Below are 24,923 nucleotides of genomic sequence, written 5' to 3' on the forward strand. Positions count from 1 at the left end.
GGCGAAGACGGCAACGGCGCGGTCGAGGCCAAGGTCAAAGCCGAGGTCGCAGAACTCTGCAAACGTTTCCCTATATATCCAAACCTGTAAGTCGAAGGATCCGAACGTATGAGCTTTCATTCCATTGATCAGGCGCCAGCCCGCCTGAACCGCAGCGAACTGGCTGTTCCCGGCAGTCAGCCCGGCATGTTCGAAAAGGCAGCACAGTCAGACGTAGACGTCATTTTCCTTGATCTGGAGGATGCTGTCGCACCAGATGAGAAGGAACAGGCGCGCAAGAACATCATCGAGGCGCTGAACGATATCGATTGGGGCAACAAGACCATGTCGGTGCGGATCAATGGTCTGGATACCCACTACATGTACCGCGACGTTGTTGATGTGGTGGAGCGGGCCGGTGAGCGGCTGGACCTGATCATGATCCCCAAGGTTGGCACTGCAGCTGACGTTTACGCGGTTGACATGATGGTCACGCAGATCGAAGATGCGATGGGCTACAAAAAGCGCATCGGTTTCGAACACATCATCGAAACCGCCCTTGGCATGCAGAATGTCAGTGAGATAGCGGCTGCGTCCAAACGGAACGAGAGCCTGCATTTCGGGGTTGCGGATTATGCGGCCTCCACCCGTGCGCGTACAACAATCATTGGCGGTGTAAATCCGGACTATTCGGTTCTGACAGACCCGGATGCCGAAGCGCATCGCGCAACACATTGGGGTGACATGTGGCACTATGCGTTGGCACGTATGGTTGTTGCAGCCCGTGCCAACGGTTTGCGCCCCATCGATGGTCCATTCGGTGATTTTCAGGATCCAGAGGGTTACAAGGCGGCTGCGAAACGAGCAGCAGTTCTGGGCTGCGAAGGAAAATGGGCGATCCACCCCAGCCAGATTGCACTCGCAAATGAAGTGATGTCACCCGGCGACGCCGAAGTGACCAAGGCACAGCGCATTCTTGAGGCAATGGCCGAAGCCGAAGCAGCAGGCAAAGGTGCCGTTTCGCTGGATGGTCGCCTGATTGACTATGCCTCGATCCGTCAGGCCGAGGTAATGGTAGAAAAGGCCCGGCAGATCGCAGCTGCCTGATCATTAGTCAAAGAGGCGGATAACGGTTTGGACGTCCGCCTCTTTGAATGCGTTACCGGTTAGCTTACGCTTCGGCACTCATATCGGACAGATAGTCTGAAACGAGTGCCAGACCCTTCTTCAGGATGTCGGGGTTGTTGGCATAACCAATGCGGACATATCCCTCCATGCCCAGTGCCGAACCCGGTGTAAACATGACGCCAGTTTTTTTCAGCAACCCAACGCAGAACTCGCGGGAGGTGATCGGCAATTCATATTTGAGCAGGGCTGTAGTTCCGGACTTGGGTTCGATCCAGGATATCAACGGTTCCTGCGCAACCCAGTCCCGCAGGATTGCGAGGTTCCCGCGCGTGATGGACTGGCTGCGCGCCAGAACCTGATCCCGGTTCTCCAACGCCAGCGCTGCAAAATGATCGTCGATCATTCCGACCGAGATTGTGTCATAGTCCCGATGGATCGAAACCTGCTCAATCACGTCGGTCGGACCGACAATCCAACCCAGACGCAGCCCTGCCAATGAATAGGCTTTGGACATGCCAGCGGTAGAGATGCCTTTTTCGTAGATATCGGCGATTGAGTCGGTCATGCCCGAACCGCTCTGATCCGTCCCGCGATAAACCTCGTCGCACAGGATCCATGCGTCAGCTTCGCGCGCTATTTCTGCGATTTCTTCCAGCATAGAGCGATCCATCAGGGCACCCGTCGGGTTGTTGGGGTTGTTGATCGCAATCAGGCGGGTGTCGGGGGTTACCAGCGCACGAAGCTCATCCAAATCGGGAAGAAACCCGTTCTCTTCGCGCAGTTTCAACTGATGAACGTCAGCGCCAATGCTGGCCGGTATCGAATAATGCTGCTGATATGTTGGTACGACTGCAACGACATGATCCCCAGCAGACACCAGCGTTTTGTGCATCAGCATGTTGGCGCCGATGGTTCCATGCGTAACGATTGTATTCTCGACCTTTTGTCGATCATAGAGCGCAGCGATGGCGCGACGCAGACGATCCGACCCCTCAATCGCTCCGTATGTCATTTTCATCGTCAACAGATCGGACAGATCCGTATGGTTTTTGCCCGCAAGCTTGAGCAATTCCTCAATCGTCAGGCTTTCCACACATGTTTCGGCGAGGTTCAATTCGCATTTGGTCTCCCACTCGTTCATCCAGATTTCGACGCCAAAGGGTTCGATATGCATGTGATCTGTCCTTTTTTCAGGCGCGGGCGGCGCGATAGATGGCATTTGCGATGGCGATGTCTTCCAGACCCAGGCCCACTGACCGAAAGAAGACAGGTTTATCGGCGCCTGGCAGTTCGCAAGAACTTGTGGCCAGTTCTGCCAGATCCCCTTTGACCTGTTGGGCGTTCCAGCCATGGTCACGCGCCGCGATCAGCATCTCACCTGCGGTAGAAGGAGTGGTTTCGCGGTAGTCACAGTAGACTTGCGCAGCGGGCAGGAACGAGGGTGTAATCTCGTGCGCCAGAGCGACGTTGGTGCTGATCGAGGTTACCAACGCATGTGGCGCAATAGCTTCATCATCCAGCACGGACGTTCCGGATGAGGTGCAGAGCATCACTACGTCCGAATTGAGAGCTGCGACTTCTGCGCTGGCGGCAAAAGTGATGGCAGGGCAGAGCTCCTGCCACTCCGATTGCAGTTTCTGATTGGCGGCCAGGTTCGGGGAGTAGATGCAAACCTCTTGCCAGTCTCTCAGTGTTTGTATGTGACGCCAATGGGCCTGTGCTATCGCACCGGACCCAATGATCGCTACGCGTTGGGCGGCTTTGTCAGCAAGCAGATCAACAGCCAGCGCAGTGGTTGCGGCTGTCCGCTCGGTCGTAAGGCGGCCAGAATCGCACAGCATCAACGGCTGCCCGCTCTGCATGGACATCAGTATCGTCCATGCGGTGATGATGGGCCCATTCTCCTGGATAAGGTAGGGGGATAGTTTGGCGCCAAAAGTACCCGCACCGGATGCAGCCCCCAGATAAGTGATAAAGTCACCCTTGTCTTCAGGCAGCAAGGTCAGGGTTTGCGCAGGTTGCACTGCCTGCTTGCGGCCAAGCTCGACAAAAAGCTGGCGCATCTCCTGCAGGACGTCAATTTGTGGCAACAGCTGATCGACAGCTTCGGCATCTAGAACAAGCGGATGAGAGTTCATTGCGGATTTCCTTCTTTGATGCACTTCTAAGAAATTGAACGTTCCGCCACTATCATCCTCAAGGATGATGCGCTGCGAGCCTGCTCGTGCTACTGCGGCTTCGCTGTGAGGGTGACGTGAATTACAAAGACACCGAAATCGAGAATTTGAATCGCGCCCTTTGCCGGGTGATCGAAGGCGATGGTGACGCATCGGATATGATCAAGGCGGCAGGTCGGGTGCTGACGTTTTCAGCAGCCTTCTGTGTTGTTAATCGCAAGGGGCGGGCACCTGTCTATCTCGGCGACACCTATCCTGATGGTGCGGCAAAAGAGGCGGTGCAACTCTACGTTCGCCAAACCTACCTGCTGAATCCGATCTACAATGCATTTCTGGATGGTTTGCCACCGGGTATCCATAGGATGATTGATCTGGCTCCGGATAACTGGGTTTTTGCTGCCGAAGGTTCAGAGGTTCTGATCGAGGACGGAGAGGAAATCGGGTATCGAACCCCTGGTTGGCCCGCTGGCCTGCAGGAAATGGCTCTGACAGTAGATCTGGGTGACGGAGCGATGGGGGAACTCAGCTTTGCTCGACCAGCCGAAGAGGGCGGTTTCTCATCTGATTTGATCGATCGGTTGGCCCCATTTCATTCGTTGTTTTCAACTGCATTCCGAAGCCTCTGGTCGCGGCAATCAAAGACAGCAACCGGAAACAAACCGACCGAAGTCGTGCTGAAGGATTTTGCCAGCGACATCCTCTCTCCGCGCGAGTCCGAGATTGTCGGATTGATCCTGAAGGGCCATTCGAGCCTTTCCATAAGTCTGTCTTTGGGTATCGCTTTGCCTACAGTCAAAACTCATCGAAAGAACGCTTATTCTAAGCTGGGCATCAGCACGCAGCAGCAGTTGTTTAATGCGTTCTTGCAGTGGAATGGCAGTGTTTAGAGCACTATTGACGGATCTATCAGCCGGAAGTGATCTGGTCGTCAGGCTTTACCAGCGCGTTCACCAGCAAGACGACCAAAAACGGATCCGTTGATCAGGCCAGTGCTGCCCGGATAGTCGAAAAAGAACGGCCCACGGTGCATTTCACCGTCCTGAAAAAAGGCGCGACTGTTGCCAACGCCATCTTAGGTGAACCGGATTGCACCTGCGATAAAGCGGCATTTCCAGCGCTGATTACAATCGAATCTTAGGTGGCCATCACTGCTTTCCATTTTGCGGCGCTTTGAACAGATCTTTGCGTAGTGTCATCAATGCGCCGGGGTCAATTTTTGCCTGAATGATAGTGGTTTGGCCGGAATCAATGGCTTCTTTCAGGGCAGGACCCATGGCCCCAGGACCATCGACCCAGATACCTTTGCCTCCGCAAAGCTCAGCAAATTTGTCATAACGCGGGGATTGGATTTCCGCACCCAGCAGGCGACCACCGTAGAACTCCTGCTGATAGGCCTTTTCGGCACCCCAGGCTTCGTTATCCAGAACGATGATTGTGATGGGCAACTGATGACTGATCGCGGTTTGAATTTCGATCATGGTGTATCCCACGGCACCATCTCCCATGATGGCAATAGCGGGTCGATCTGGTGCCGCCGCCTTGGCTCCGATCGCGGCGGCAAGACCAAAGCCCACGAGGCCGAAATCCAACGGGGTAATCAGGCTCATGGGGGCGTAGTGCGCCAGTCGGTCGGCGGCCTGTAGGCAGGTGTTTCCGGTGTCGAGTGTGACAATCGCGTTGTCAGGAAGGGTATCACGAATTTCCGCCAAAGCTCTACGCGGATGCATTGGCAGGCTGTCAATTTCAGCTTCTTCGGCACGCTCGGTCCAAAGCGTATCCATGTCGTCTTTGAACGCTTGCCGCCATGCATCGCATTTTGGTTTTGCAGTCGTTTGGCACAAGGCTTCTGCCGTGAGCCGGGCATCACCCTGAGCCGCTATCTCGGCGGGGAAGTACCGCCCAACCGCCGATCCTTCTATGTCCACATGAGCAATGCGGGTGTCGGCCCCGACATAGTCATTGCTATGGAAAGTCGAGTTGAACCCAAGGCGCGCACCCAGAACGACCATCACATCCGCCTCTTTCGTCAGGCGGCTTGCGACGCGATTGCCTCTGGGTCCTGCTTGCCCGGCAAACCAGGGATGGCGATGTGGCATTACATCTGCATGGCCCGTCGAGGCAACCACGGGTATCTCGAGAGATTCCGCCAGACTGGTAAGGGCCTCGCGACCAGTGCTCCATTTAAAGCCGCCGCCGGCAAAGATAACGGGGCGTTCCGCTTCTGCCACCAGCGCTGCAATGGCGGCGATGTCGTCATCCGAAGCAGGGCCGGGACGGGCGATGTTTACCGGCGCGGGATCAAAATCAGGAAGCTCTTCGGCGAACAGATCGCGGGGCACATGTAGGACAACAGGCCCACGGCGGCCCGTATCGGCCAACCGGAATGCATCCTCAAGCATAGGTACAAGCCGTGAGGGATCTGTCACCATCACCGACCGTTTGGAGATCGGAGCAAACAGCGCGACCTGGTCGACTTCCTGAAACGTGTCCTTGCATTGATCCGCGCGTGTTATGGCACCGGCAATGACCACCATGGGTGAGTAGGCCAGATGAGCCTCGGCAACTGCGGTGACGATATTGACCACACCGGGACCGGCCTGAGCACCGAGCACGACGCCAGGTTTCCCTGTCATGCGGGCCCAGGCATCTGCCATATGTCCGGCTGCGCGTTCGTCCCGTGCGCCTACATAGGCGATTTCGCCGCCTTGATACATCGCATCATAAAGTTCCAGCATCGAACCACCCAGCAGGCCAAAAACCGTGTCGATACCGTTGGCTTTGAGTACGCGATAGACGGCTTCTCCGCCGGTGATCATGTTAGTCATCACTTAGTCCTCGGATCGGGGCCGCAGATTTTGCGGATCAAACAATGCGGCCTGATGAACGGTTACATCGTAGTTGCGGTTGAGTATCTGAACGGACAAACCCTTGTGCGGCGTCCCTTTACGCACGAACAACCAGCCAAGAGACTTGTCGACAGTGTACCCGTATCCACCTGAGGTGGTCAGGCCGACGGGCTGTCCATTCAGCAGAACGGGTTCACCGCCGTGGATGTCGATGTCATCTGAATGCAGTTCAGCATAAAGAAGCTCCCATCCCGGCTCTGTTGCCATCAAAGCGGTTTTCCCAAGAAAGTCGCGTCCCTCTGAAACCACGAAACGATCCAGTCCGACGTCATAGGGCCCGACATCTGTCGTCAGCTCTCCGGACGCGCGATAGGCCTTCTCCATTCTCATGCCGTTGAATGCATAGCTGCCCAGATCGATCAGCCCATGTTTTGCACCGGCTTCGAATAGTGCGTCGTAAAGTTGCGCTATCTGGGCCAGTGGCGCGTGCAACTCCCATCCAAGCTCTCCAACGAATGACACACGCAAAGCGTAGCAGGGAATTCCCGCCACGCTTATTTCTTGACCAGAAAGCCAAGGGAAAGCGGCATTTGTCAGATCTGCATCTATCAGCTCTGACAGAATGCGACGTGACGCAGGTCCTGACAAAGCCAGCATGCCCCAATTGGCCGAGCGGTTTATGACCTGAATATCCTCATCCGGATGGATATGCGAATTGATCCAGTCGCAATCGGGATTGGCGCGTGCGATGGGCGATCCGGTGAAATAGCGATCCGACGCGATGCGCCAGACCGTGATTTCGGTTTCGAAGCGTCCATTGTCCGTAAGCAGATGATTGAGGCTCATCCGGCCATCTTTTTGTGGAAGCTTGTTCGCAGACAGCCGATCAAGGAGTTTGCCTGCATCCTTGCCTGTGATCTCAAACTGGGCGAATGCGCAAAGGTCGATGAGACCTGCGGCTGCACGGGTCTCTCGGGCTTCGCGCTGGGCATTCTCATGCCACGGTTGGTGTCCCCAGCCAATCTGCTCGTCCTCGCCAACTTCACCAAAGTATCGGGGCCGTTCCCAACCGGCGACCTCGCCGAATACCGCGCCTTTTGCGGCAAGCCGATCATACAGCGGGTGCCGATTCAGTGGGCGCAACGAATGGAACTGCTTGCCGGGGCAGGGCGTATCATGGCGGCGCCTGAATTCGTCTTTGGTACGCTCAACGATGAAATGATCATCAGCGAAATTGCCATACCGGCGCGGGTCAAAACTGCGCGTGTTTATTTCGGCCTCGCCATGAACCATCCAATCAGCCAGGACTTTGCCAGCCCCGCCACCCCAGGCAAGACCAATGGAGGAGCCGCAAGACAGCCAGACATTCGGGGCCCCCGACGGACCGACCAACATTCCCCCGTCCGGTGTATGGGTAATGGCTCCACGAACCACCCGTTTGATACCAAGATCAGCCAATATCGGCATTTTGTCGAATGCGATCATCAGGAAATCGCCAATCGAGTCATAATCAGCTTCGAAAAGTTCGTTCTCAGCCGCCCAAGGCGCACCATCGGGCATTTCCCAAACCGTAGGACAGACGTGATCTTCGTAGATGCCGATCAGCCCGGATCTCTGCTCCTGCCGGATATAGCCACCGAATGCATTGTCGCGCATGACCGGCAATTCCGGACGGTTTGCAAATTCGGGCACGGTGTCTGTAACCAGATAATGGTGCAGGCATGAGACGCTGGGGATGGTCAGGCCGAACCACGCCCCGACTTGGTTAGCATATGACCCGGCAGCGATCACGACATGCTCGGCCAGCACGTCCCCTTTTTCAGTCCTGAGCAGCCACATGTCTCCTTTGCGGCTGGCGCCGACCACACGATTATGGCGCTCAATCTTTGCGCCACGCGCCCGTGTCGCTGCCGCAAGTGCCATGGTCACACCCGATGGGTCGATATGCCCGTCTTCAAAGGTGCGCACTGCCGCTTTGACGTCATCTACCTTGTAGAATGGGTTGACCTTTGCAACATCTTCTGGCCCCACCAACTCCATAGGCAGGTCCAGCAGTTTGCCGACCCCCATGATGGATTTCATCCAGTCCACCTCGTCATCGGTGGTTGCGATGCGAAATCCGCCGACTTCGTGCCAGCCGATGGATTGGCCGGTTTCTTTTTCAACTCGTTTGTAGGTCTCGATCGACGTCTTGTTGATCCAGCCCATGATCCGGCTGCCAACCGCATGGGCGATCTGCCCGGCGGCGTGCCATGTTGATCCGCTGGTCAGTTCGGCCTTTTCGAACAGGATCGTGTCCGTCCAACCGTTTTCAGCCAGCTGAAATTGCGTGGCGACCCCCATGATGCCCCCACCGATGATGGCAACCTGAGTTGTGCGGATAGTGTCGCTCATGCAAACGCCTCCTTGGCGGGCTTTGTCGAGGCTTTGGCGGAAAAGCGGGTGCAAGCGATTTCGACTTCGAAACCATTCACGACGTCGGGTGTGCCCAATGGCTCGTTGATCAAAGCCAGAGCGATGCTGCGTTCAAATCGATAGCTCCACGCTGATGACGTAATCTGCCCAACGACTTTGTTGTCGAAGTAAACGGGCTCATCATGGATCGGTATTGCGTTTGGATCGTCAAACAGCAGGGAAACAATCTGTCGCTTTGCTGCCTGATCCTGCAGGGCATTTTCGCCTACAAATCCTGTGCCAAAGGCGCAGAACTTTGCCAGCCCGGCCTCAAGCGGCGTGATGCCGGGCGACAGTTCATGACCAAACGCGCGAAAACCGCTTTCAATACGCAAAGAGCCGCTGGCATAGAGACCCGCATGAACCGCACCGGCCTCTGTCAGCGCATCATGAGCCGCCATCGCCATGTCGGCGGGGATATAGAGTTCATACCCTTCTTCGCCGGTGAAACTCAGGCGACCAGCCCAACCGCTGGCCAGACCAATTTCAACCCGTGCAAATTGAAACCGCTTCAGTTCCGGAACTTGCATGGATGTTGTGGATTGCAGAATTTCCCGTGCCTTGGATCCAGCGAGACCCAGGATGGCATAGCCACTTGTAACATCGGTGAATTCGACCTGAAAACGGCCCCGTGTTTCGCGCATCCGTTTGATATCACGCACAACCTCACCTGCGCCGCAGATCAGTAGATATTCATCTGAACCATGTCGCTGAACTGTGACATCGCTTTCAACGCCACCACGGGTGTTCAGGATCTGGCTATAGGCGATCCGACCGGATGGGATATCCATCTGTGCTGCGCAAAGATGGTTGAGAAAGGCGCAGGCGTCTGGCCCTTGCACCAGAATTTTTCCAAAGGCGGATTGATCCAGAATGGCCGCACCGGTGCGACACGCTTGAACTTCCTGTCCTACCTGATCTCGCCAGGCAGGTATGCCAAAGGTCAGAGGCAAATGCGCTGCTTCCCCACCGAAATGCACCGCACGTTCCCAACCTCCACGCGCTTCGAAGCGAGCACCTGCCGCTTGCAGTCCCGTATGGATTGGTGATCGGCGCTGGCCACGCGCGGTTTCCATCGAACGGCCGGGGTAGGGGTTGTCATAGTGCCGACCCAGCACTTCGGGTATTCGCGCCTCCAAAGCACCGAGCACGTTCATCTCTGGGCTGAACCGGCGAATATCGGCTTCGTTCAGCTCCATCGTCGGTTCACCCGCAATGATCCATTCAGCCATGGCTTTGCCCGCCCCACCGGCGAGCGCGATACCGGTGGAATTCATGCCTCCCATCAGGAACAGGCCGGGAACTGCGGGGCTTTCCCCAAGCATGAACTGACTGTCCAGCGTAAAGCTCTCAGGTCCGTTCAGCAGCATCCGCACCTCAGCCTTTTCCAATGCAGGGATGCGGCGTAGCGCGTTCTCCATCATCGGCATGAAGTGGTCCCAATCCTCGTCCAGAAGATCAAAACTGAAATCAGCAGGTAAGCGATCCAGTGGCAGACCCTTCGCATGTGGTTCAAACGAACCAACCAGCAATCCTTCGACGTCGTCGCGGGCGTAAAGGAACGCATCCTGATCATTCAGCGTTGGCAGATGCGCGCCTTTGCCAAGCGCCTGAATCTCTGGCAGAGGTTTTGTCAGGATGTAGAAGTGTTCGCAGGCATAAAGAGGCATGTGCGCGCCCGCCATTGCGGCCACTTCACGCGACCACAACCCGCAGGCGATCACTATCTCGTCGGCTTCGATAACATGGTCACCGATTTTAACACCGGATATCCGTCCGTTTTTCTTTTGCAGACCAGTTACGCGAGTATCTTCGAATATCTGAACTCCGCGCGCCCGTGCGCCTTTGGACAATGCTAACGCCACATCTGACGGGTTTACACGACCATCAGCCGGCGACCAGACCGCCCCGATTACATCGTCCACTTCGATCAGGGGCCAAAGCTCTTTTGCACGTCTGGCATCGACCACTTCGGCTTCAAGCCCGAAGGCTCGGCCCAGTGAAACCTGACGCTTGATGTTGGTCAGCCGGTCTTCATTGGTCGCGAGCGTCAGAGAGCCGGTTTGCGTCCAGCCTGTGGCCTGACCGGTCTCAAGCTCCAACTCTCCATACAAATCAATCGAATAGTTGATCAGTTTGGTCAGCGTAGCAGATGGCCGCAGGCGCCGAACCAGACCAGCCGCATGCCATGTCGTGCCTGAGGTGAGTTTGGAACGCTCAAGCACCACGATGTCCTTTCGGCCTTCGCGCGCCAGATGATAGGCAATCGAACATCCGATGACACCGCCCCCGATCACAACGGTGCGCGCTTGATTGGGAAGCTTCATAGAAGAACTCCGTCGCGGATGAGGTCTGAAATGGTGTCGCGGAAATGGTCGACGGCCTCATCGATCAGTTCAGGTGTGTGTGGCAGACCGGTGACGCAGGAGGTGAAGGACATGAAATCAACACCACGGGACAGCAGCCCATCCCTCAGCCCTTTGACCAGTGGTGGAGAGGTCCTGCGGATTGCGGCGGCATCCAACCCATCAATCGTGGTCCCGCCGAAATAGAGATGGCAGGTAGAACTGTCGCCATAGGCCAGCGCCTGAACATCCAAATCACCGAACACTTTGTTGAACCCGTCGCGCAGACGGTTCGCCATGGCATCTGCGTGGTTCTGAACATCGCCAGTAGAGAGAATTTCCATCGCTTTCACGGCCCCGGCCGCAACCATGGGGGCGGCATTGAACGTGCCCTTGTGACTGACTGGCGGTGACAGGCCATCGCGCGTTTCACCGGGGCTCAGCAACTCCATGATGTCAGCTCTGCCAACGACAGCGCCACCGGGCAGCCCCCCGGTCGCCACTTTGGCCAGCGTCGTCAGATCGGGGGTCACTCCATCGCGTGACTGACGTCCACCCGGTGCCCAACGTAACCCCGTGATGACTTCGTCGAAGATAAGCACATGACCCGTTTTCGAAGTCAGTTCTCGGATGCCGCTCAGAAAACCTTCTGGCAGGGGTACGGAGCCATAATTTGCACCCGACGCTTCCACAAAGATGGTGCCGATCTCGCGATCGTTCTCGAGTGTGTCGGAAATCACTTCCAGATCGGGTTGTGTTACGACGGTCAGATCGCTGACAATCTGGGGAACGCCGAGTGAAGGCGGCGAGTTGGTTCCGGGTTTCGACCCTTTCAGCAACATATCGTGCCAGCCATGGAAATGCCCGTCTATGCGTAGCACTTTGTCCCGACCTGAATGCGCCCGCCCCAACCTAAGCGCCAGCATCGTCGCCTCGGTGCCTGATCCAGCGAAGCGCACCCGTTCAGCTGATGGGAACAGGCGACAGAGCCATTCGGCCCATTCCACCTCTAGCGGGTGGCAATCGGCGGTGTAGGGCATCCGTGTCATCTGTCGTGCGACAGCTTCGGCAATTTCAGGATGCGCATGACCCAGAATTTGGCTGGCTGCACCGAGTTTGAAATCTATGTACCGCTTACCTTCTACATCCCACTTTTCAGCGCCCTTTGCGCGTTCGAAGTAGATTGGATAAGGCTCCCGGTAGCGCAGTTCGTGGCTGACACCGCCAGGAAGGCACTCTCTGGCGCGTTGGCAGAGGCCGTGATTGTTCATGATAGACGCCCCATTTGCGCCCGTGTCAGCCGGATATCGAAACGCGCCCGAAGCTTTCGATCCAGATCGTCGGACAGGTGGGCCGGGTAATAGTGATCAAGTATTTCGCGGGCTTTCTGTCTGGCCACATCACCCACGCGCAAAGCGCCATCTTCCTGCCACTCACGCGGACTTCGGCGGTCACCGACCTCTGGGTAGAAGTAGTCGGATTTCATGCGGTTGAATGTGTGTTGCTCGCCCAGATAGTGACCTTCGCCTTTGCAGACCGAGGCAATGACGTCAGCAGCGATGTTCTCTGGCGTGGCTTCGACGCCGCGGATGGTGCGCAGGATGTTTCCAAGCAGGTCATTGTCGCTGACGTAAGCGGCATGGCTGACCCCCAATAAGCTAGACATCATGCCTGCGGCCTGCGTGACGATGTTGGAACCGGCATGTGCTGCCATCGTTACGGCAAGGGATTTTTCTGCCCCGTACTGGGCGTCCAACCTTTTCGCATCCGTGATCCCCGCGATCGAGCTTGTTGGCAGGTTCCAGTATCGCCCCATTTGCGCAGCGCCGGCCATCAGGATGGCCTGCTCGCCACCGCCGCCACACATGGAGCCTGTGCGCAAATCAGCAACCAATGGTTTGGGGGCAAAGATTGCCTTCACATTAGGAACGACCAAACGGGCAAACACCAGACCTGCCAGTGTCTCGGCAACAGCCTGAACAAGGGATCCCGCTATCGTTGCCGGGCTTGTGGCTCCGGCTTGGCCGGCGCTGATAAGCTGCACCGGAAAGCCCGCAGTGATGGCAGCCTCGAGAACGTCACAGGCTTCTTCGGCAAAGCGCATCGGGGGGACCACGTGGCACACCATGACGGTTAGGAACGGTCGCGCTCGGAATTCTGCTTCGCCTCCGGCGATTTGGTAGCAAAGCTCGGCGATCTCGGGGACATTCCGAGGTTCAGTGATTGAGATCGACACGTGCTTGGAGGTTCCGCTCAGGCACGCGAAGGCAGTGTTCAGATCCATCGCTGCATTGTCATCGATATCGCGGGCAACCACCGGTCGGCTGAAGTGATGGATGTTTTCCATCCGGTCGACAATTCGCGCAGCGTCATAGAGATCCTGCAATGTTGAATCGCGATATTCGTGTGTGTCGAGATCGAACACTCCTGGCGCGGCACCTCCGGTGGACATATGAACCCGCGCGCCTTCGATCCTCAGGTCATTTTCAGGCACCTGTCCGCAAAGAGTAAAGCCGCGCTGCGCATCCTCGATTGCCCATTCGACTAGATCTCGTGGAAACAGCAGGCGATCATCATCTGTAGTCTGTCCACCTGCTGCAACGACCTGTTCGATCATCGATGGGGTGGCCTGGCTCAGGCCGAGCGTTTCCAGCAACTGAAAGGCCGTCTCTTCGATGAGTGTAGCTTCGGAAGGGGACAGGGGTTTGAAGCGCCCGCTTTCCAATCCCGGCCAGACCGGAGGATTGTCCTCAGGCGCCTTAGCCTGTTGAATCCGGGACTTGCGTCCTCGTCGTTGTTTAGTCTCGCTCATCGGTTGACCGATCTCTTTTGGCTTAGCCAAAGCAGACCATTGATTTGCTGACTTTACAAAGACAGCTTTCTCAGCAACAGATGAGTAAAACTTGACAGTGCTTTGCTATGTTGCCGTCTCTTTCAGCTCTTCGTGCCTTTGATGCAGCCGCCAGACTGGGCAGTTTTCGAGCCGCTGCCGAGAACCTTTCGGTTAGCGCAACGGCGATCAGTCACCATGTGCGCGGGCTGGAGGAGTACTTGCAAACATCTCTGTTTGACAGGGTAGGGCGCAATGTCACTCTGACCGAAGATGGCAAACGGCTTGCTGATGCGACTGCTTCTGCGTTCACCACTTTGCAGGACGCGATCGAGAGTTTCCGGACCGTGCCGCGCAGATCGGTTCGGATAGCGGCCGGTCCCATATTCACAGCACGGTGGCTGATGCCTCGGATCAGTGATTTTTGGGCACAGTATCCGGGTATCGAGCTTGAATTTGTCCCCAGTTATCGCCCCGGGGAATTTCAGCAAAATCATGCGGATATCGTTATTCGATGGGACCGCCTGAGCGAAATGCCCGGCGAGGCGTTGAAGCTGCTGGAACTGCAACCCATTGCTGTTGCCAGCCCCGAGTTTGTCGAGAGGTTCGGCCCCTTTGAGCAACCTTCTGATCTGCTAAGTGTTCCGATCCTGCATCAACGAAATCACTGGGGTTGGATCGACTGGTTCTCTGCGCAGAATGTCAGAATTCACGGAACCCCGCGTGGCGCGGTCTTTGAAGATGCTAATGTGCTGATCCGTGGTGCGGCGGAGGGGCAGGGTGCTATTGTGGGCTGGCTGCCATTGATAGATCAGGATCTGAAGGATGGGAGAGTCGTCCGTCTGTTTTCGGAAAAGATGCCGCCGACACACGGTTACTTTGTCCAGCAGAGAGATGGCGCAAGTACTCGACGAGAAACCCGCATTGCGTTCGAGTGGCTTTGCGGATTTGGACCATCGAGCCAATCAGAGCATATTCTGAGTTAGAGGTAGATTTCTGACGTGAGCAATGCATTTGCGGCAATACTCACGTCAGGTCTTATGTGTCGCACAAGGCTGGCTGTCCGCTACTCGGTAACGCCCAGCCCGTCGGTCGAGAGATCATCCAGTTTGGGCATGAGCCTCAGAAGTTCACTGGCATACTCGGTTTGCGGATTGGCAAACAGTTCATTGGTCTCTTGCAGCTCAACCACCTTGCCCTGCTTCATCACGGCCACCCGGTCGCACATCTGGCGCACCACCGGCAAATCGTGACTGATGAATAAAAGTGTCAGGCCAAGATGCTCCTGCAGGTCCTTCAAGATATTCAGGATCTGCGCCTGAATCGACACGTCCAGCGCGCTGGTGGGTTCGTCGCAGATCAGGAACCGGGGTTGCGTGGCCAGAGCCCGCGCAATCGATATCCGCTGCCGCTGACCGCCCGAAAACTCATGCGGATATTTCAGCCCGGCCTCGTGACCCAGCCCCACCTGATCCAGCAGTTCATCAACACGGCGTTTGATATCTGCCCCATCCATCAGTTTGTGATGGCGGATCGGCTCGGCCACGATGTCGTCCACTCGCATACGGGGGTTGAGCGATGAATACGGATCCTGGAAGATCATCTGGATATTCTTGCGATAAGCATCCAGAGCGGCCTTGTTAGTCAGATCACTGACCGTTTGACCTTCGAATTTGATCGTGCCGCCGTCCACGGGGTAGAGCCCAGCAATCATGCGTGCGACGGTGGATTTACCCGAGCCGGATTCTCCTACAACACCGAACACCTCGCCTGCGCGGATATCGAAGCTGACTTCGTCAACCGCGGTGAAATAGGTGCGATCCCACGGCAATAGGCCGCGCCGCTGCAGGAACTTCTTGGTCAGGTTGCGGATTTCGAACACCGGTTTGCTGGCGTCATTCTCCACTTTGGGCCAGTGCCTGGCCATATCCTCAATCGCGAACCGAGTCTCACGACCGCCATAACTGATCTGCGGGAAGCGGTGCAGTTTTAGTGTCGGGCGCGGCACGGCAGCGATCAGCGACTTTGTATACTCGTGGGTCGGCTGACCCATAACCTGCGAGGTCGGGCCGGTTTCAACCACCTTGCCCGCATACATCACCGTCACCTTGTCCGTCGTATCCGCGATCACACCCATATCGTGCGTGATCAGGATAACGCCGACCTGACGTTCCTGCGCCAGTTCCTTGATCAGATCTAGGATTTGCGCCTGAACGGACACATCAAGGGCCGTGGTTGGTTCGTCCGCGATGATCACGTCCGGCTCGGTGCACAAGGCCAGCGCGATCACAACACGCTGCCGCATGCCGCCCGAAAACTGGTGTGGGTACTGATCCAGTCGCGTGTCCGGATCAGGAATGCCAACACGGTCGATCAGATCACGGGCGCGCTGGTTCGCCTCGGCATCGGTTCCGCCAAGATGGGCCTGGATCGTCTCGACCAGTTGCTCACGCACAGTGAACAACGGGTTCAGTGAGGTCAGCGGATCCTGGAAGATCATCGAGATCTTCTTGCCGCGCAGGCTGCGCATCGCATCAGCATCCAGACCGCTGATCTGGTCGCCGCTCAGCTTGATGGTGCCGCTGGCAATCCGGCCGGGCCGGTCCAGCAGACCCATGATAGCTGCACCGATGGTGGATTTACCCGCACCGGATTCACCCACCAGACCGTGGATTTCACCCGGCTCAACAGACAGATCCACATGGTCTACGGCGGTGAACAATTGGCGGCGCGTCGGGAATTCGACCGTCAGGTCGTTGATCGTAAGTAGGCTCATGAAATCACCGCAGCTTGGGGTTCAGCGCGTCGCGCAGCCAGTCGCCCAGCAGGTTGACCGAAAGGGCCAGCGCCAGAAGGGTGCAGGCCGGAAAGAACAGGATCCACCACTCACCCGAGAACAGGAAACCCTGCCCGATACGGATCAGTGTGCCCAGTGACGGTTGCGTCGGAGGCGCACCCACGCCCAGGAAGCTGAGCGTTGCCTCGGCAATAATCGCCAGTGCCAGCGAGATCGTGGCAATCACCAGAACCGGGCTCAGCACGTTGGGCAGAATGTGACGGAACATGATCGGGAAAGAACCCCGCCCGATCAGGCGTGCGGCCTGAACGTATTCCTTGTTCTTTTCCACCAGAGCCGCACCGCGCACGACCCGGGCGAACTGCACCCAATCAGACAGCGCGATCGCGATAATCAAAACATAGATCGCCATCTCGTTGCGGTATTCCGGGGGTGTCACCCCCTTGGCGATACCAAAGATCAGCATTGCCACGAGGATTGCAGGGAAAGTCAGCTGCACATCTGCGACCCGCATGATGAAGGTTTCGATCCAACCGCCGTAGTAGGCGGCAATCAGACCAAGGATCACGCCAATGATCATGGCGAGCAGAACAGCAGCGGCTCCAACAAACAGCGAGATGCGCAAACCATATAGGATGGTCGAAAACACATCCCGTCCCTGATCATCCGTTCCCAACAGGAATGTATCCTGCGTAAAGGCATTTGGCGTGCCCGGAGGAGTAAAACCGTTCATCAGATTCAGCGTCGCCGGATCGAACGGGTTGTAGGGCGCGATCAGCGGAGCGAATATGGCCGCCAGTACCAGGACCACAACCACCAACGAAGCGATGATAGCCACCGGAGAATGACGGAATGACCATGCAAAGTCGCTGTCCCAGAATTTGGCAAAACGCGACTTGGCGGGGGCTTTGGGGGTTTCGATAGTGTCGGTCATGTGGCCCTCGCGTCGACACGCAGGCGCGGGTCAATGGCATAGTAGAGAAGATCCACGATCAGGTTGATCGTAACGAACATAACCGAAATCAGCATCAGATATGCGGCCATGACGGGGATATCGACGAACTGGATCGCGTTGATGAACAGCAGACCGACGCCCGGCCACTGGAACACCGTCTCAGTGATGATGGCGAAGGCGATGATCGAGCCCAACTGCAATCCGGTGATGGTGATCACGGGAACCAGAGTGTTCTTCAGCGCGTGGCGGAAGTTGATCACCCGATCCGACAACCCACGGGCACGGGCAAACCGGACATAGTCCGCACGCATCACCTCAAGCATTTCCGACCGGACCAGACGCATGATCAGCGTCATTTGATAAAGACCCAGCGTGATAGCAGGCAGGATCAGCGCCTTTAGACCAGAAGCTGTCAGGAAGCCGGTGGACCAGCCGCCAATCATAACGGTTTCGCCCCTCCCGAAGCTGGGGAGGAGGTCTAATTCCACCGAGAATATGTAGATCAATAATATCCCGATTAAGAAGGTGGGTAGGGATACTCCGATCAGGGATACGGTCATGATGACATTCGCGGCAATCCCTTGTCGTCGGATGGCGGTGAATACCCCCAACGCAATCCCCATGGTGATTGCGAGAAAACCTGAAACAAAGGCCAGCTCTAACGTCGCGGGCGCGCGTTCGGCAATAATCGTCGAAACTGGTCGTCCCTGACGATAAGAAACGCCGAAATTGCCCTGAACAGCACCTTTCAGAAACTTGAAGTACTGAACCGGAAAAGGCTGATCCAAGCCAAGCTCAGTCCTGAGCCGGTCGATATCAGCCTGTGTGCGTTCCTGACCCAGCATGTTGTCGATTGGATCACCGACAAAACGAAACATCGAAAATGCAACCAGACCCACGACCAACAGCACGATCACGGATTGGAACATCCTTCGGACGATATATGCGAACATTCATTTTCCCCGTTGATCCGCCTGTCTATGCTTTCCCCGACCGGATGGTCAAGCAATCGCTAAAGGGAAACGACAGGAAAGTGTGGCTTTCCGGCATTGCGGTTCTGAGACGGCCCATGCTTTCCAAACTTGGTGCTTTTGGTCGGCACATTCTTGGTTTGTCTGACTATCGGGTGGGCACCGTCATTGAAGACAATACCCACCTGATCGAACAAAGGTATCTAGTTCACTGTAACCCACCGCAGTATAAAGAAGTTATCCGGTCTTTGGGTCAGTTCGATGTTGTTGCGCGTGCCCCAGACGAGTGGCTGGACATATAGTGGCACATAGACCTGTTCATCCTGAATGATCTGCGCGACCTCGTCCAGCATGGCCTGACGTTTACCCTCATCCAGTTCCGACTGGATCATCGGAAGCAGTTCATCGACACGCGCATTCGAAAAGCCGCCAAAGTTCCAGCTGCCCAGTTTCTTTTCCTCGTTGGGCGTTGCAACCAGGAATCGCACCGGGTGTTCTGCATCGAAAGTTCCCGGGCTCCAGCCGAGCAGGTACATATCGTAGTTATCTTCACGAAGTTCGGGCCAGTAGTTGCGTACAGGCATCGCATCAAGCTCCGCCTTTAGCCCGATCTGAGCCAGCATGCTGACGACGGCCTGACAAACAGCTTCGTCATTCAGATAGCGATCATTTGGGCATTTGAGGCCGAAGGAGAAGCCATCCGGATATCCGGCCTCTGCCAACAAAGCTTTGGCACCTTCCACGTCAAAAGCCGGGCGATCCGAGTTTGCGTCGGAATAGCCACTCATCGCTGGACTGACCAGTTGCGAGGCTGCTTCGGCATTCCCGCGCATGATGGTGGCAAGGATCGCATCGACATTCACCGCCTTTGCAACCGCCTGACGGACGCGTGCGTCCTGAAACGGATTAGGTTTGCCCGCATCGTCGGTGTATTTGAGAGTCTCTGCTTCGTGGTCAAAACCCAGCATGATCACGCGAGCTTCGATACCCTGAATGACGTCAACATCCCCATTACCTTGCAATCGCGCTACGTCCTGAATTGGCACAGGGTTGATCATGTCAACGTCGCCGGACAACAGCGCAGCGACCGCAGTGGCAGGGTTCTGGATCGGGTTGAATTCCGCGCGTGTAAGGTTGTGTTCAGGTTCGCCCCACCAACCCTCGAACGGTTCAAGAACCGTGCGCAAACCCGGCTCTCGCGCGGTTACCTTGAATGCCCCGGTTCCGTTAGAGTTGATCGTCGCATAGTTGCCGGTTTCCTTATCCGGAAGTGCTGCGTCATTTGCCTCGGTCCAGCCCTGATCCATAATCATCCAATTCGCGATCGAAGACGGGAACAGAGGGTTTGGGGCAGTGGTCATGAAGTCGACCGTGTAGTCATCTACCACTTTCACTTCGCTGATCGGTGCGAACCAGCTGCGTGTGTCTGCGACTTCGTTAGAGGCGCGCTGATAACTGAACAGGACGTCCTGCGCGTCAAACGTGCTACCATCATGAAAGGTAACACCCTCTCGCAGTTTGAAACGCCATCCTTCACCATCTCCGATTGGTTCCCAGCTGACCGCAAGCGCCGGTTCCACGCTCATATCCTTGCCGCGACGAACCAGCCCCTCATAAACGTTGTTTAGAAACCCCAACACAGCGGCAGAGTTCACCGCGTGCGGATCCATCGTTTGCGGATCAGTAGTTGAGGCCCATTTGAATTCCGCGGACTGCGCCGCGCTGGCAAGCATCATGGTCAGGCCGATGGCACTGTTCCTGAAGATCATGGCGAAAACTCCCTGTTTATTCAGCAAGTGTTCTCGGTTTTTGTTGATTGGTAAAGAAAATCTCAATTCGAGATCACGCGCCTGTTACTGCGAAAAGAATATTTCAGAGAAATCGGTATCTGAAACGGAAAAAAGACAGGGCGCGAAATCGCGCCCTGCCTGCCTAGTTCAATTAAGAACCTTAGTTCAGTGTGAAGTACTTGAATTTGGCTGTATCGTCCGGCGCAACACCGGTACCAACATCCGACTTCATGCCCCAGTTCAGCACCTGATGGTGGATCGGGATGTAAAGCTGTTCATCCTGAACAACCTGCCAGATTTCGCCAATTTGCTTGTCACGTTCAGGCAGATTGGTTTCCGATGCCAGCGCTACGATCTTAGCGTCCAGGTCTGGGTTGCTATAGCGCGTACCGTTCCACGAGCCGTACTTTTCACCCTTTGTGTGAACGAGGAAGTTGAAGATGTATTCCGAGTCATAAGTCGGAACGCCCCAACCCAGCATGTAGAAGTCGGTTTCCAGGTTATTGATCAGCGGGAAGTGCTGTGCCTTTGGTTTGGCATCCAGATTCACAGTGATCCCAATTTGCGCCAGCATGCCAACGGCTGCCTGACAGATCGCCTCATCATTGATGTAACGATCATTCGGGCAGTTCAGCGTGATCGAGAAACCGTCAGGATAGCCTGCCTCAGCCATCAGAGCCTTGGCACCTTCGATATCCGTCGAGGACGAACTGTCCATGGTCTCATCCCAGCCGTTGACGAACGGTGGTGAGATCATGCCGGCAGGAGCCGACTGGCCGCGCATCACAACCTGTTTAATTGCATCGCGGTTGATCGCTTTCGACATCGCCTGACGTACGCGCACGTCGGACAGTGGATTCTTGCCATCGACGTTGTCAGACGACAGGTCTGCATCACCCATGTTCATACCGAAGAAGATCACGCGGTTCTGTGGTGCCGTACGAACATCCAGGCCATCGGTACCCGAAACGCGCTGAAGGTCTTGCACTGGTACGTCCTGAATGAAGTCTACCTCACCCGACAACAAGGCCGCAACACGGGTTGCCGCGTTCTGGATCGGTGTATAGACGATTTCAGTTACCTGCATCGGGAACTCGTCTTTACCCCAATAGTTCTCGTTTGCCGCCAGAACAGTTTTCACATCAGGCTCACGGCTGACCAGTTTGTAGGGGCCAGTGCCGTTTGCATTTTTGGCGGCATAGGTGTCTTCGCCGCCCTCATAGTCTTGAACCTTGACGGCGTTGTTTGCCTCGGCCCAGCCTTTGTCCATCATGAACATGTTGGTCAGGTTGTTGGGCATGATCGGGTTCGGACCATCGGTTTCGATTTCGACCGTGTATTTGTCGGTCGCGCGAACCTCTTTGACCGACGCCAGAAGTTCTTTGTAGTCGGAATCCGGTGTCATCGCCCGGTTCAGCGAGAACACAACGTCTTCACTGTCGAACTCGGCGCCATCGTGGAATGTGACGCCCTCACGCAGCTTGAAAACCCAGATGTTCGGATTTTCTTCCGACGGGCCCCATTCGGTGGCCAGTGCAGGAACCATGGCTCCGGTCATGTCGCGCATGACCAGCGGCTCCATGATCTGGTGTGCCAGAGCAGAAGTCGGACCTTCGTTCTGTGCGTGTGGATCAAGTGTCAGAGCATCGCCAGCACGTGCCCAGCGCAGTGTTTCTGCTGATGCGCCTGCCGCAAGCAGCGCCGTTGCACTGGCAGCAAGCATCAAATTCTTCAGGACCATTTTTAGTCTCCCCAAGTTTATTTATATGAACCGCACCACGATGCGGGTGACCGATTATTCCGGCCAACATGCGCCTGATCATCCAAATCAATCAGAAAGTTGCAACAACAGAATTTCGGGACGTGAATTGAAAGTACTGGTTTAGAAGAAGATATGAGGGCGTGAGACCAGGGGGTTGCTGTATTGGCGGGTTTGATGGTCGAGCGGCCAAAACCCAATGTCGGTGGGGTAATCGGTTTGGTATTTTTGATTTTCTGCACATGCCTGCCGGGTTGTCTGGGTGGCCTATGTCCTTCCTGATTACGTCGTCTATAACTCTGGGAGTGAGTCAACAGGCGCGATCGATGCGGCAACCAGCGATACTGATCAGAAGGGACTCCCAGGCAATTTCTTGAGACCCCGCAATCGGAGTGGTTCCCCGCCCGTTCTACCCGGGCAGGTTCTAGTAGGGGGCTTCGATGGCATTCTGCACCAAAGAAGTTTACTGGCGCATGCGCTTGTTTTGCGGATCGTATTGGGCAGGGGAATGCCTTGTGGCTTGGTAAGTTTCACCCAGCACACAGATTTCGCATTGTTCCCCCATCGCGATGGTTCCGCGCTGAATATAACCCAGCACAAGCATCTTGCCTGTTCGTGCGCCATGCGTTGCTGAGGTGATGTATCCGACGTTTTGGTTTTCCTTGAGGATTGGCTCAGAGGCCAGCGGCCACGGAGAAGGAGTGGTGACTTCCAGTCCAACCCATTCCCATTCGGCAGCGCTGTTTTGTTGATTTAACAGTGCGGATTTTCCCTGAAAGTCGCCCTTGTCAGGCCTGGCGAAAGCACTCAGGCCTGCATCGAACAGCGTGTATTCAGTGCCAAAATCTGAACCCCAACCATGATATCCTTTTTCGATCCGCATCGAGTTCAACGCGTAAGATCCAAATTGGGTAACCCCGAATTTCGCGCCTTCGGCCATGATTGATTGATAGAGCGCAGGCAGATCAGAACTCGCGACATGCAGCTCCCACCCAAGTTCTCCGACATATGAAACTCGCATCGCGATGACATCGAAGTCGGCGATCTGTATTTCCGCGACAGACATCCACGGTGCCGCCTCAGCCGAAAGATCTGCATCAGTCAGTTGAGCCAGAAGATCCCTAGATTTTGGTCCCATGACCATAAGCGCACCGTCTTTTGCGTGGCTGGGTGAAAGGGTAACGCCGTGCTCTGGCAACATCGCATTCAACCAGTCGAAATCCCGAAGGTTTGCGAGCGTTGGGCCACACAGCAGGAAGCGGTCATTGGATAGCCGGGCGATGGTCGCCTCAGACCAGATGCGTCCTTTTGGTGTGAGCATATAGCTCAGTTTTATGCGGCCTGGCTTGGGTATCGTTCCGCAAAATACGCGGTCCAGATAAGCCTCGGCACCAGGGCCTTCTACGGTAAACTTCGTGAAACCACCATGATCCATCACGCCCACAGATTCGGCGACTGTCAGGCATTCTTGACAAACGGCGGCGTGCCACGGTTCCTCGTGAAAACTCAGCTTGCCAGTATCGGGGCATTCGTTTGTTTCAAACCAGAATGCGCGCTCCCATCCAGCGATCTGGCCCATGACCGCACCTGATGATTTTAGTTGTTCGTACAGAGGCGTCCTTTGCACTGGTCGCCCCGAGGCCATGTTTCGATGCGGGTAGGGGATCGCATATTGCAGATCATAATGTTCAGATGCGCGCGCATGGGCGTAGTCGAGCGTCGCCCAGTCACCAAAGCGGCGGGGGTCCCACGCGGCAAGATCCCATTCCGTTTCACCTTCGGTAATCCACTCGGCCATTGCCTTGCCGATGGCCGCAGAGTGCGTAATGCCGATCTGAACGCCCGTCGCATGGTAGAAATTGGGTGCCCCTACTGCAGGACCGACAAGGGGCAAAGCATCTGGTGCATAGGCAATAGGTCCGTTGACAAAGCGCTGGGCACCGGCCTCGGCCAGCAGCGGGACATGGACAATCGTGTCTTCCAGCACCTCAAGAATGTCTTCGACACTATCCGGAAACAACTGATGGGCAAAATCATCGGGGGGACCGTCTTCAGGCCATGCAGGGCGACCAGCGTGAGCATAGGATCCCAACAGGAACGCATTCCGCTCACGCCGCAGATAGAAGCGGATGTCAGGGTCTCGCACCAAAGGGAACAGTTCAGGGTGCTCTTCCAGCGCTGCCAGAGGTTCAGTGACCAGATACTGGTGTTCCAACGTAATCACTGGTGTTTTCAACCCTGCCATCTCTGCGATTTTTGCACCGTAAAACCCTGCAGCGTTGATGACGATTTCGGCGGTAATTTCGTCATTGGCTGTTGAGACTATCCATTCGCCATTTGGCTTGCGGGCAATACTGGTGACCGGTGAAAACCGCCGAACTTCAGCACCCAGTTCTCGCGCGCCCTTGGCCAACGCCTGTGTAAGCTGGCTGGGATCAATGTCGCCCTCGTAAGGATCCATGATACCACCCAATACAGTGTCATCCGGCGACCAGAACGGATGCATCGCGTCCATCTCGGAAGGGCTCAGCCGATGCAGATCGAACCCCGCGCTGCGGGCGATGCCTTCGATATGACCGAAGAGTTCCATCCGCTCTTTTGTGTGGGCAGGCCAAAAGGCGCCGGTATGCCGATAGGTAATCGGGCTATCGACTTTCTCGGCCAGATCTTTGTACATCTGCCAACCATAGTTTCCGGCCCGCATACCAAGCCACGAGGTTGCGTAGGTCGGAATGTTGCCCGCAGCGTGCCATGTTGAACCGCTGGTCAGTTCGTCCCGTTCCAGCAAAAGAGTATCTGTCACCCCGGCCAAGGCCAGATGGTAGAGGATCGAGCAACCGACAGCTCCGCCACCGATGACAACAACGCGCTTATGTGAATTCATGAACGATC

General features: G+C 56.0%; 17 protein-coding genes. 4 read left to right on the top strand and 13 right to left on the bottom strand.

Features of this window, described 5'->3' with window-relative positions:
* The first annotated feature begins 108 nt into the window (after positions 1–108).
* Positions 109–1,086: an HpcH/HpaI aldolase/citrate lyase family protein gene (locus ACR0IO_RS20695; protein WP_480744299.1), complete on the top strand. Its 978-nt coding sequence runs from the start codon at positions 109–111 to the stop codon at positions 1,084–1,086.
* A 64-nt stretch (positions 1,087–1,150) separates the two neighbouring features.
* Here ACR0IO_RS20695 and ACR0IO_RS20700 read toward each other — a convergent pair whose 3' ends face one another.
* Positions 1,151–2,281 (bottom strand): aminotransferase, encoded by a 1,131-nt coding sequence (locus ACR0IO_RS20700; RefSeq protein ID WP_480744301.1) that lies wholly within the window; start codon positions 2,279–2,281, stop codon positions 1,151–1,153.
* 16 nt (positions 2,282–2,297) lie between these two features.
* Positions 2,298–3,245, bottom strand: coding sequence for an ornithine cyclodeaminase family protein (locus tag ACR0IO_RS20705; protein WP_480744303.1), 948 nt, complete (start codon positions 3,243–3,245; stop codon positions 2,298–2,300).
* Between the two features lie 116 nt (positions 3,246–3,361).
* On the opposite strand from ACR0IO_RS20705, the gene ACR0IO_RS20710 reads away from it, so the two are divergent.
* Positions 3,362–4,171 (top strand): helix-turn-helix transcriptional regulator, encoded by an 810-nt coding sequence (locus ACR0IO_RS20710; RefSeq protein WP_480744306.1) that lies wholly within the window; start codon positions 3,362–3,364, stop codon positions 4,169–4,171.
* 29 nt (positions 4,172–4,200) lie between these two features.
* The gene (locus ACR0IO_RS20715) at positions 4,201–4,422 is read left to right on the top strand and encodes a hypothetical protein (protein WP_480744308.1); all 222 of its coding nucleotides are present in this window, start codon (positions 4,201–4,203) and stop codon (positions 4,420–4,422) included.
* Positions 4,423–4,429: 7 nt separating this feature from the next.
* Here the strand turns inward: ACR0IO_RS20715 and ACR0IO_RS20720 are convergent, their stop codons facing one another.
* Genes ACR0IO_RS20720 through ACR0IO_RS20740 form a run of 5 tightly spaced genes read right to left on the bottom strand, consistent with a single transcriptional unit; the run spans position 4,430 to position 13,741 of the window.
* Positions 4,430–6,109 (bottom strand): thiamine pyrophosphate-binding protein, encoded by a 1,680-nt coding sequence (locus ACR0IO_RS20720; protein ID WP_480744311.1) that lies wholly within the window; start codon positions 6,107–6,109, stop codon positions 4,430–4,432.
* Between the two features lie 3 nt (positions 6,110–6,112).
* Positions 6,113–8,524: an FAD-dependent oxidoreductase gene (locus ACR0IO_RS20725; protein ID WP_480744313.1), complete on the bottom strand. Its 2,412-nt coding sequence runs from the start codon at positions 8,522–8,524 to the stop codon at positions 6,113–6,115.
* Complete coding sequence (locus tag ACR0IO_RS20730; RefSeq protein ID WP_480744315.1) at positions 8,521–10,911, bottom strand: GcvT family protein; 2,391 nt, start codon at positions 10,909–10,911, stop codon at positions 8,521–8,523. The genes ACR0IO_RS20725 and ACR0IO_RS20730 overlap by 4 nt, the downstream gene beginning before the upstream one ends.
* Complete coding sequence (locus ACR0IO_RS20735; RefSeq protein WP_480744320.1) at positions 10,908–12,200, bottom strand: aspartate aminotransferase family protein; 1,293 nt, start codon at positions 12,198–12,200, stop codon at positions 10,908–10,910. Before ACR0IO_RS20735 ends, ACR0IO_RS20730 begins: the two co-directional genes overlap by 4 nt.
* A complete protein-coding gene (locus tag ACR0IO_RS20740) occupies positions 12,197–13,741 on the bottom strand; it encodes a trimethylamine methyltransferase family protein (RefSeq protein WP_480744323.1) in 1,545 nt (514 codons plus the stop codon). The genes ACR0IO_RS20735 and ACR0IO_RS20740 overlap by 4 nt, the downstream gene beginning before the upstream one ends.
* Before the next feature lie 107 nt (positions 13,742–13,848).
* Here ACR0IO_RS20740 and ACR0IO_RS20745 point away from each other — a divergent pair, with 107 nt between their 5' ends.
* Complete coding sequence (locus ACR0IO_RS20745) at positions 13,849–14,745, top strand: LysR substrate-binding domain-containing protein (protein WP_480744325.1); 897 nt, start codon at positions 13,849–13,851, stop codon at positions 14,743–14,745.
* Between the two features lie 80 nt (positions 14,746–14,825).
* Here ACR0IO_RS20745 and ACR0IO_RS20750 read toward each other — a convergent pair whose 3' ends face one another.
* The 6 genes from ACR0IO_RS20750 to ACR0IO_RS20775 all read right to left on the bottom strand — a co-directional run bounded on the left by ACR0IO_RS20750 (position 14,826) and on the right by ACR0IO_RS20775 (position 24,915).
* On the bottom strand, positions 14,826–16,535 hold the full coding sequence (locus ACR0IO_RS20750) for an ABC transporter ATP-binding protein (RefSeq protein ID WP_480744327.1): 1,710 nt from the start codon (positions 16,533–16,535) through the stop codon (positions 14,826–14,828).
* A 4-nt stretch (positions 16,536–16,539) separates the two neighbouring features.
* A complete protein-coding gene (locus tag ACR0IO_RS20755) occupies positions 16,540–17,490 on the bottom strand; it encodes an ABC transporter permease (protein WP_480744329.1) in 951 nt (316 codons plus the stop codon).
* The gene (locus tag ACR0IO_RS20760; protein ID WP_155147931.1) at positions 17,487–18,464 is read right to left on the bottom strand and encodes an ABC transporter permease; all 978 of its coding nucleotides are present in this window, start codon (positions 18,462–18,464) and stop codon (positions 17,487–17,489) included. The genes ACR0IO_RS20755 and ACR0IO_RS20760 overlap by 4 nt, the downstream gene beginning before the upstream one ends.
* A 221-nt stretch (positions 18,465–18,685) precedes the next feature.
* Entirely contained in the window at positions 18,686–20,251 is a 1,566-nt protein-coding gene (locus ACR0IO_RS20765) for an ABC transporter substrate-binding protein (RefSeq protein WP_480744332.1), read from the bottom strand.
* A gap of 181 nt (positions 20,252–20,432) precedes the next feature.
* A complete protein-coding gene (locus ACR0IO_RS20770; RefSeq protein ID WP_480744334.1) occupies positions 20,433–22,013 on the bottom strand; it encodes an ABC transporter substrate-binding protein in 1,581 nt (526 codons plus the stop codon).
* Positions 22,014–22,494: 481 nt separating this feature from the next.
* Positions 22,495–24,915, bottom strand: a complete 2,421-nt coding sequence (locus tag ACR0IO_RS20775; RefSeq protein ID WP_480744336.1) for a GcvT family protein — start codon at positions 24,913–24,915, stop codon at positions 22,495–22,497.
* Between the last annotated feature and the right edge of the window lie 8 nt (positions 24,916–24,923).

The sequence above is a fragment of the Ruegeria sp. CE12 genome (assembly GCF_056537525.1).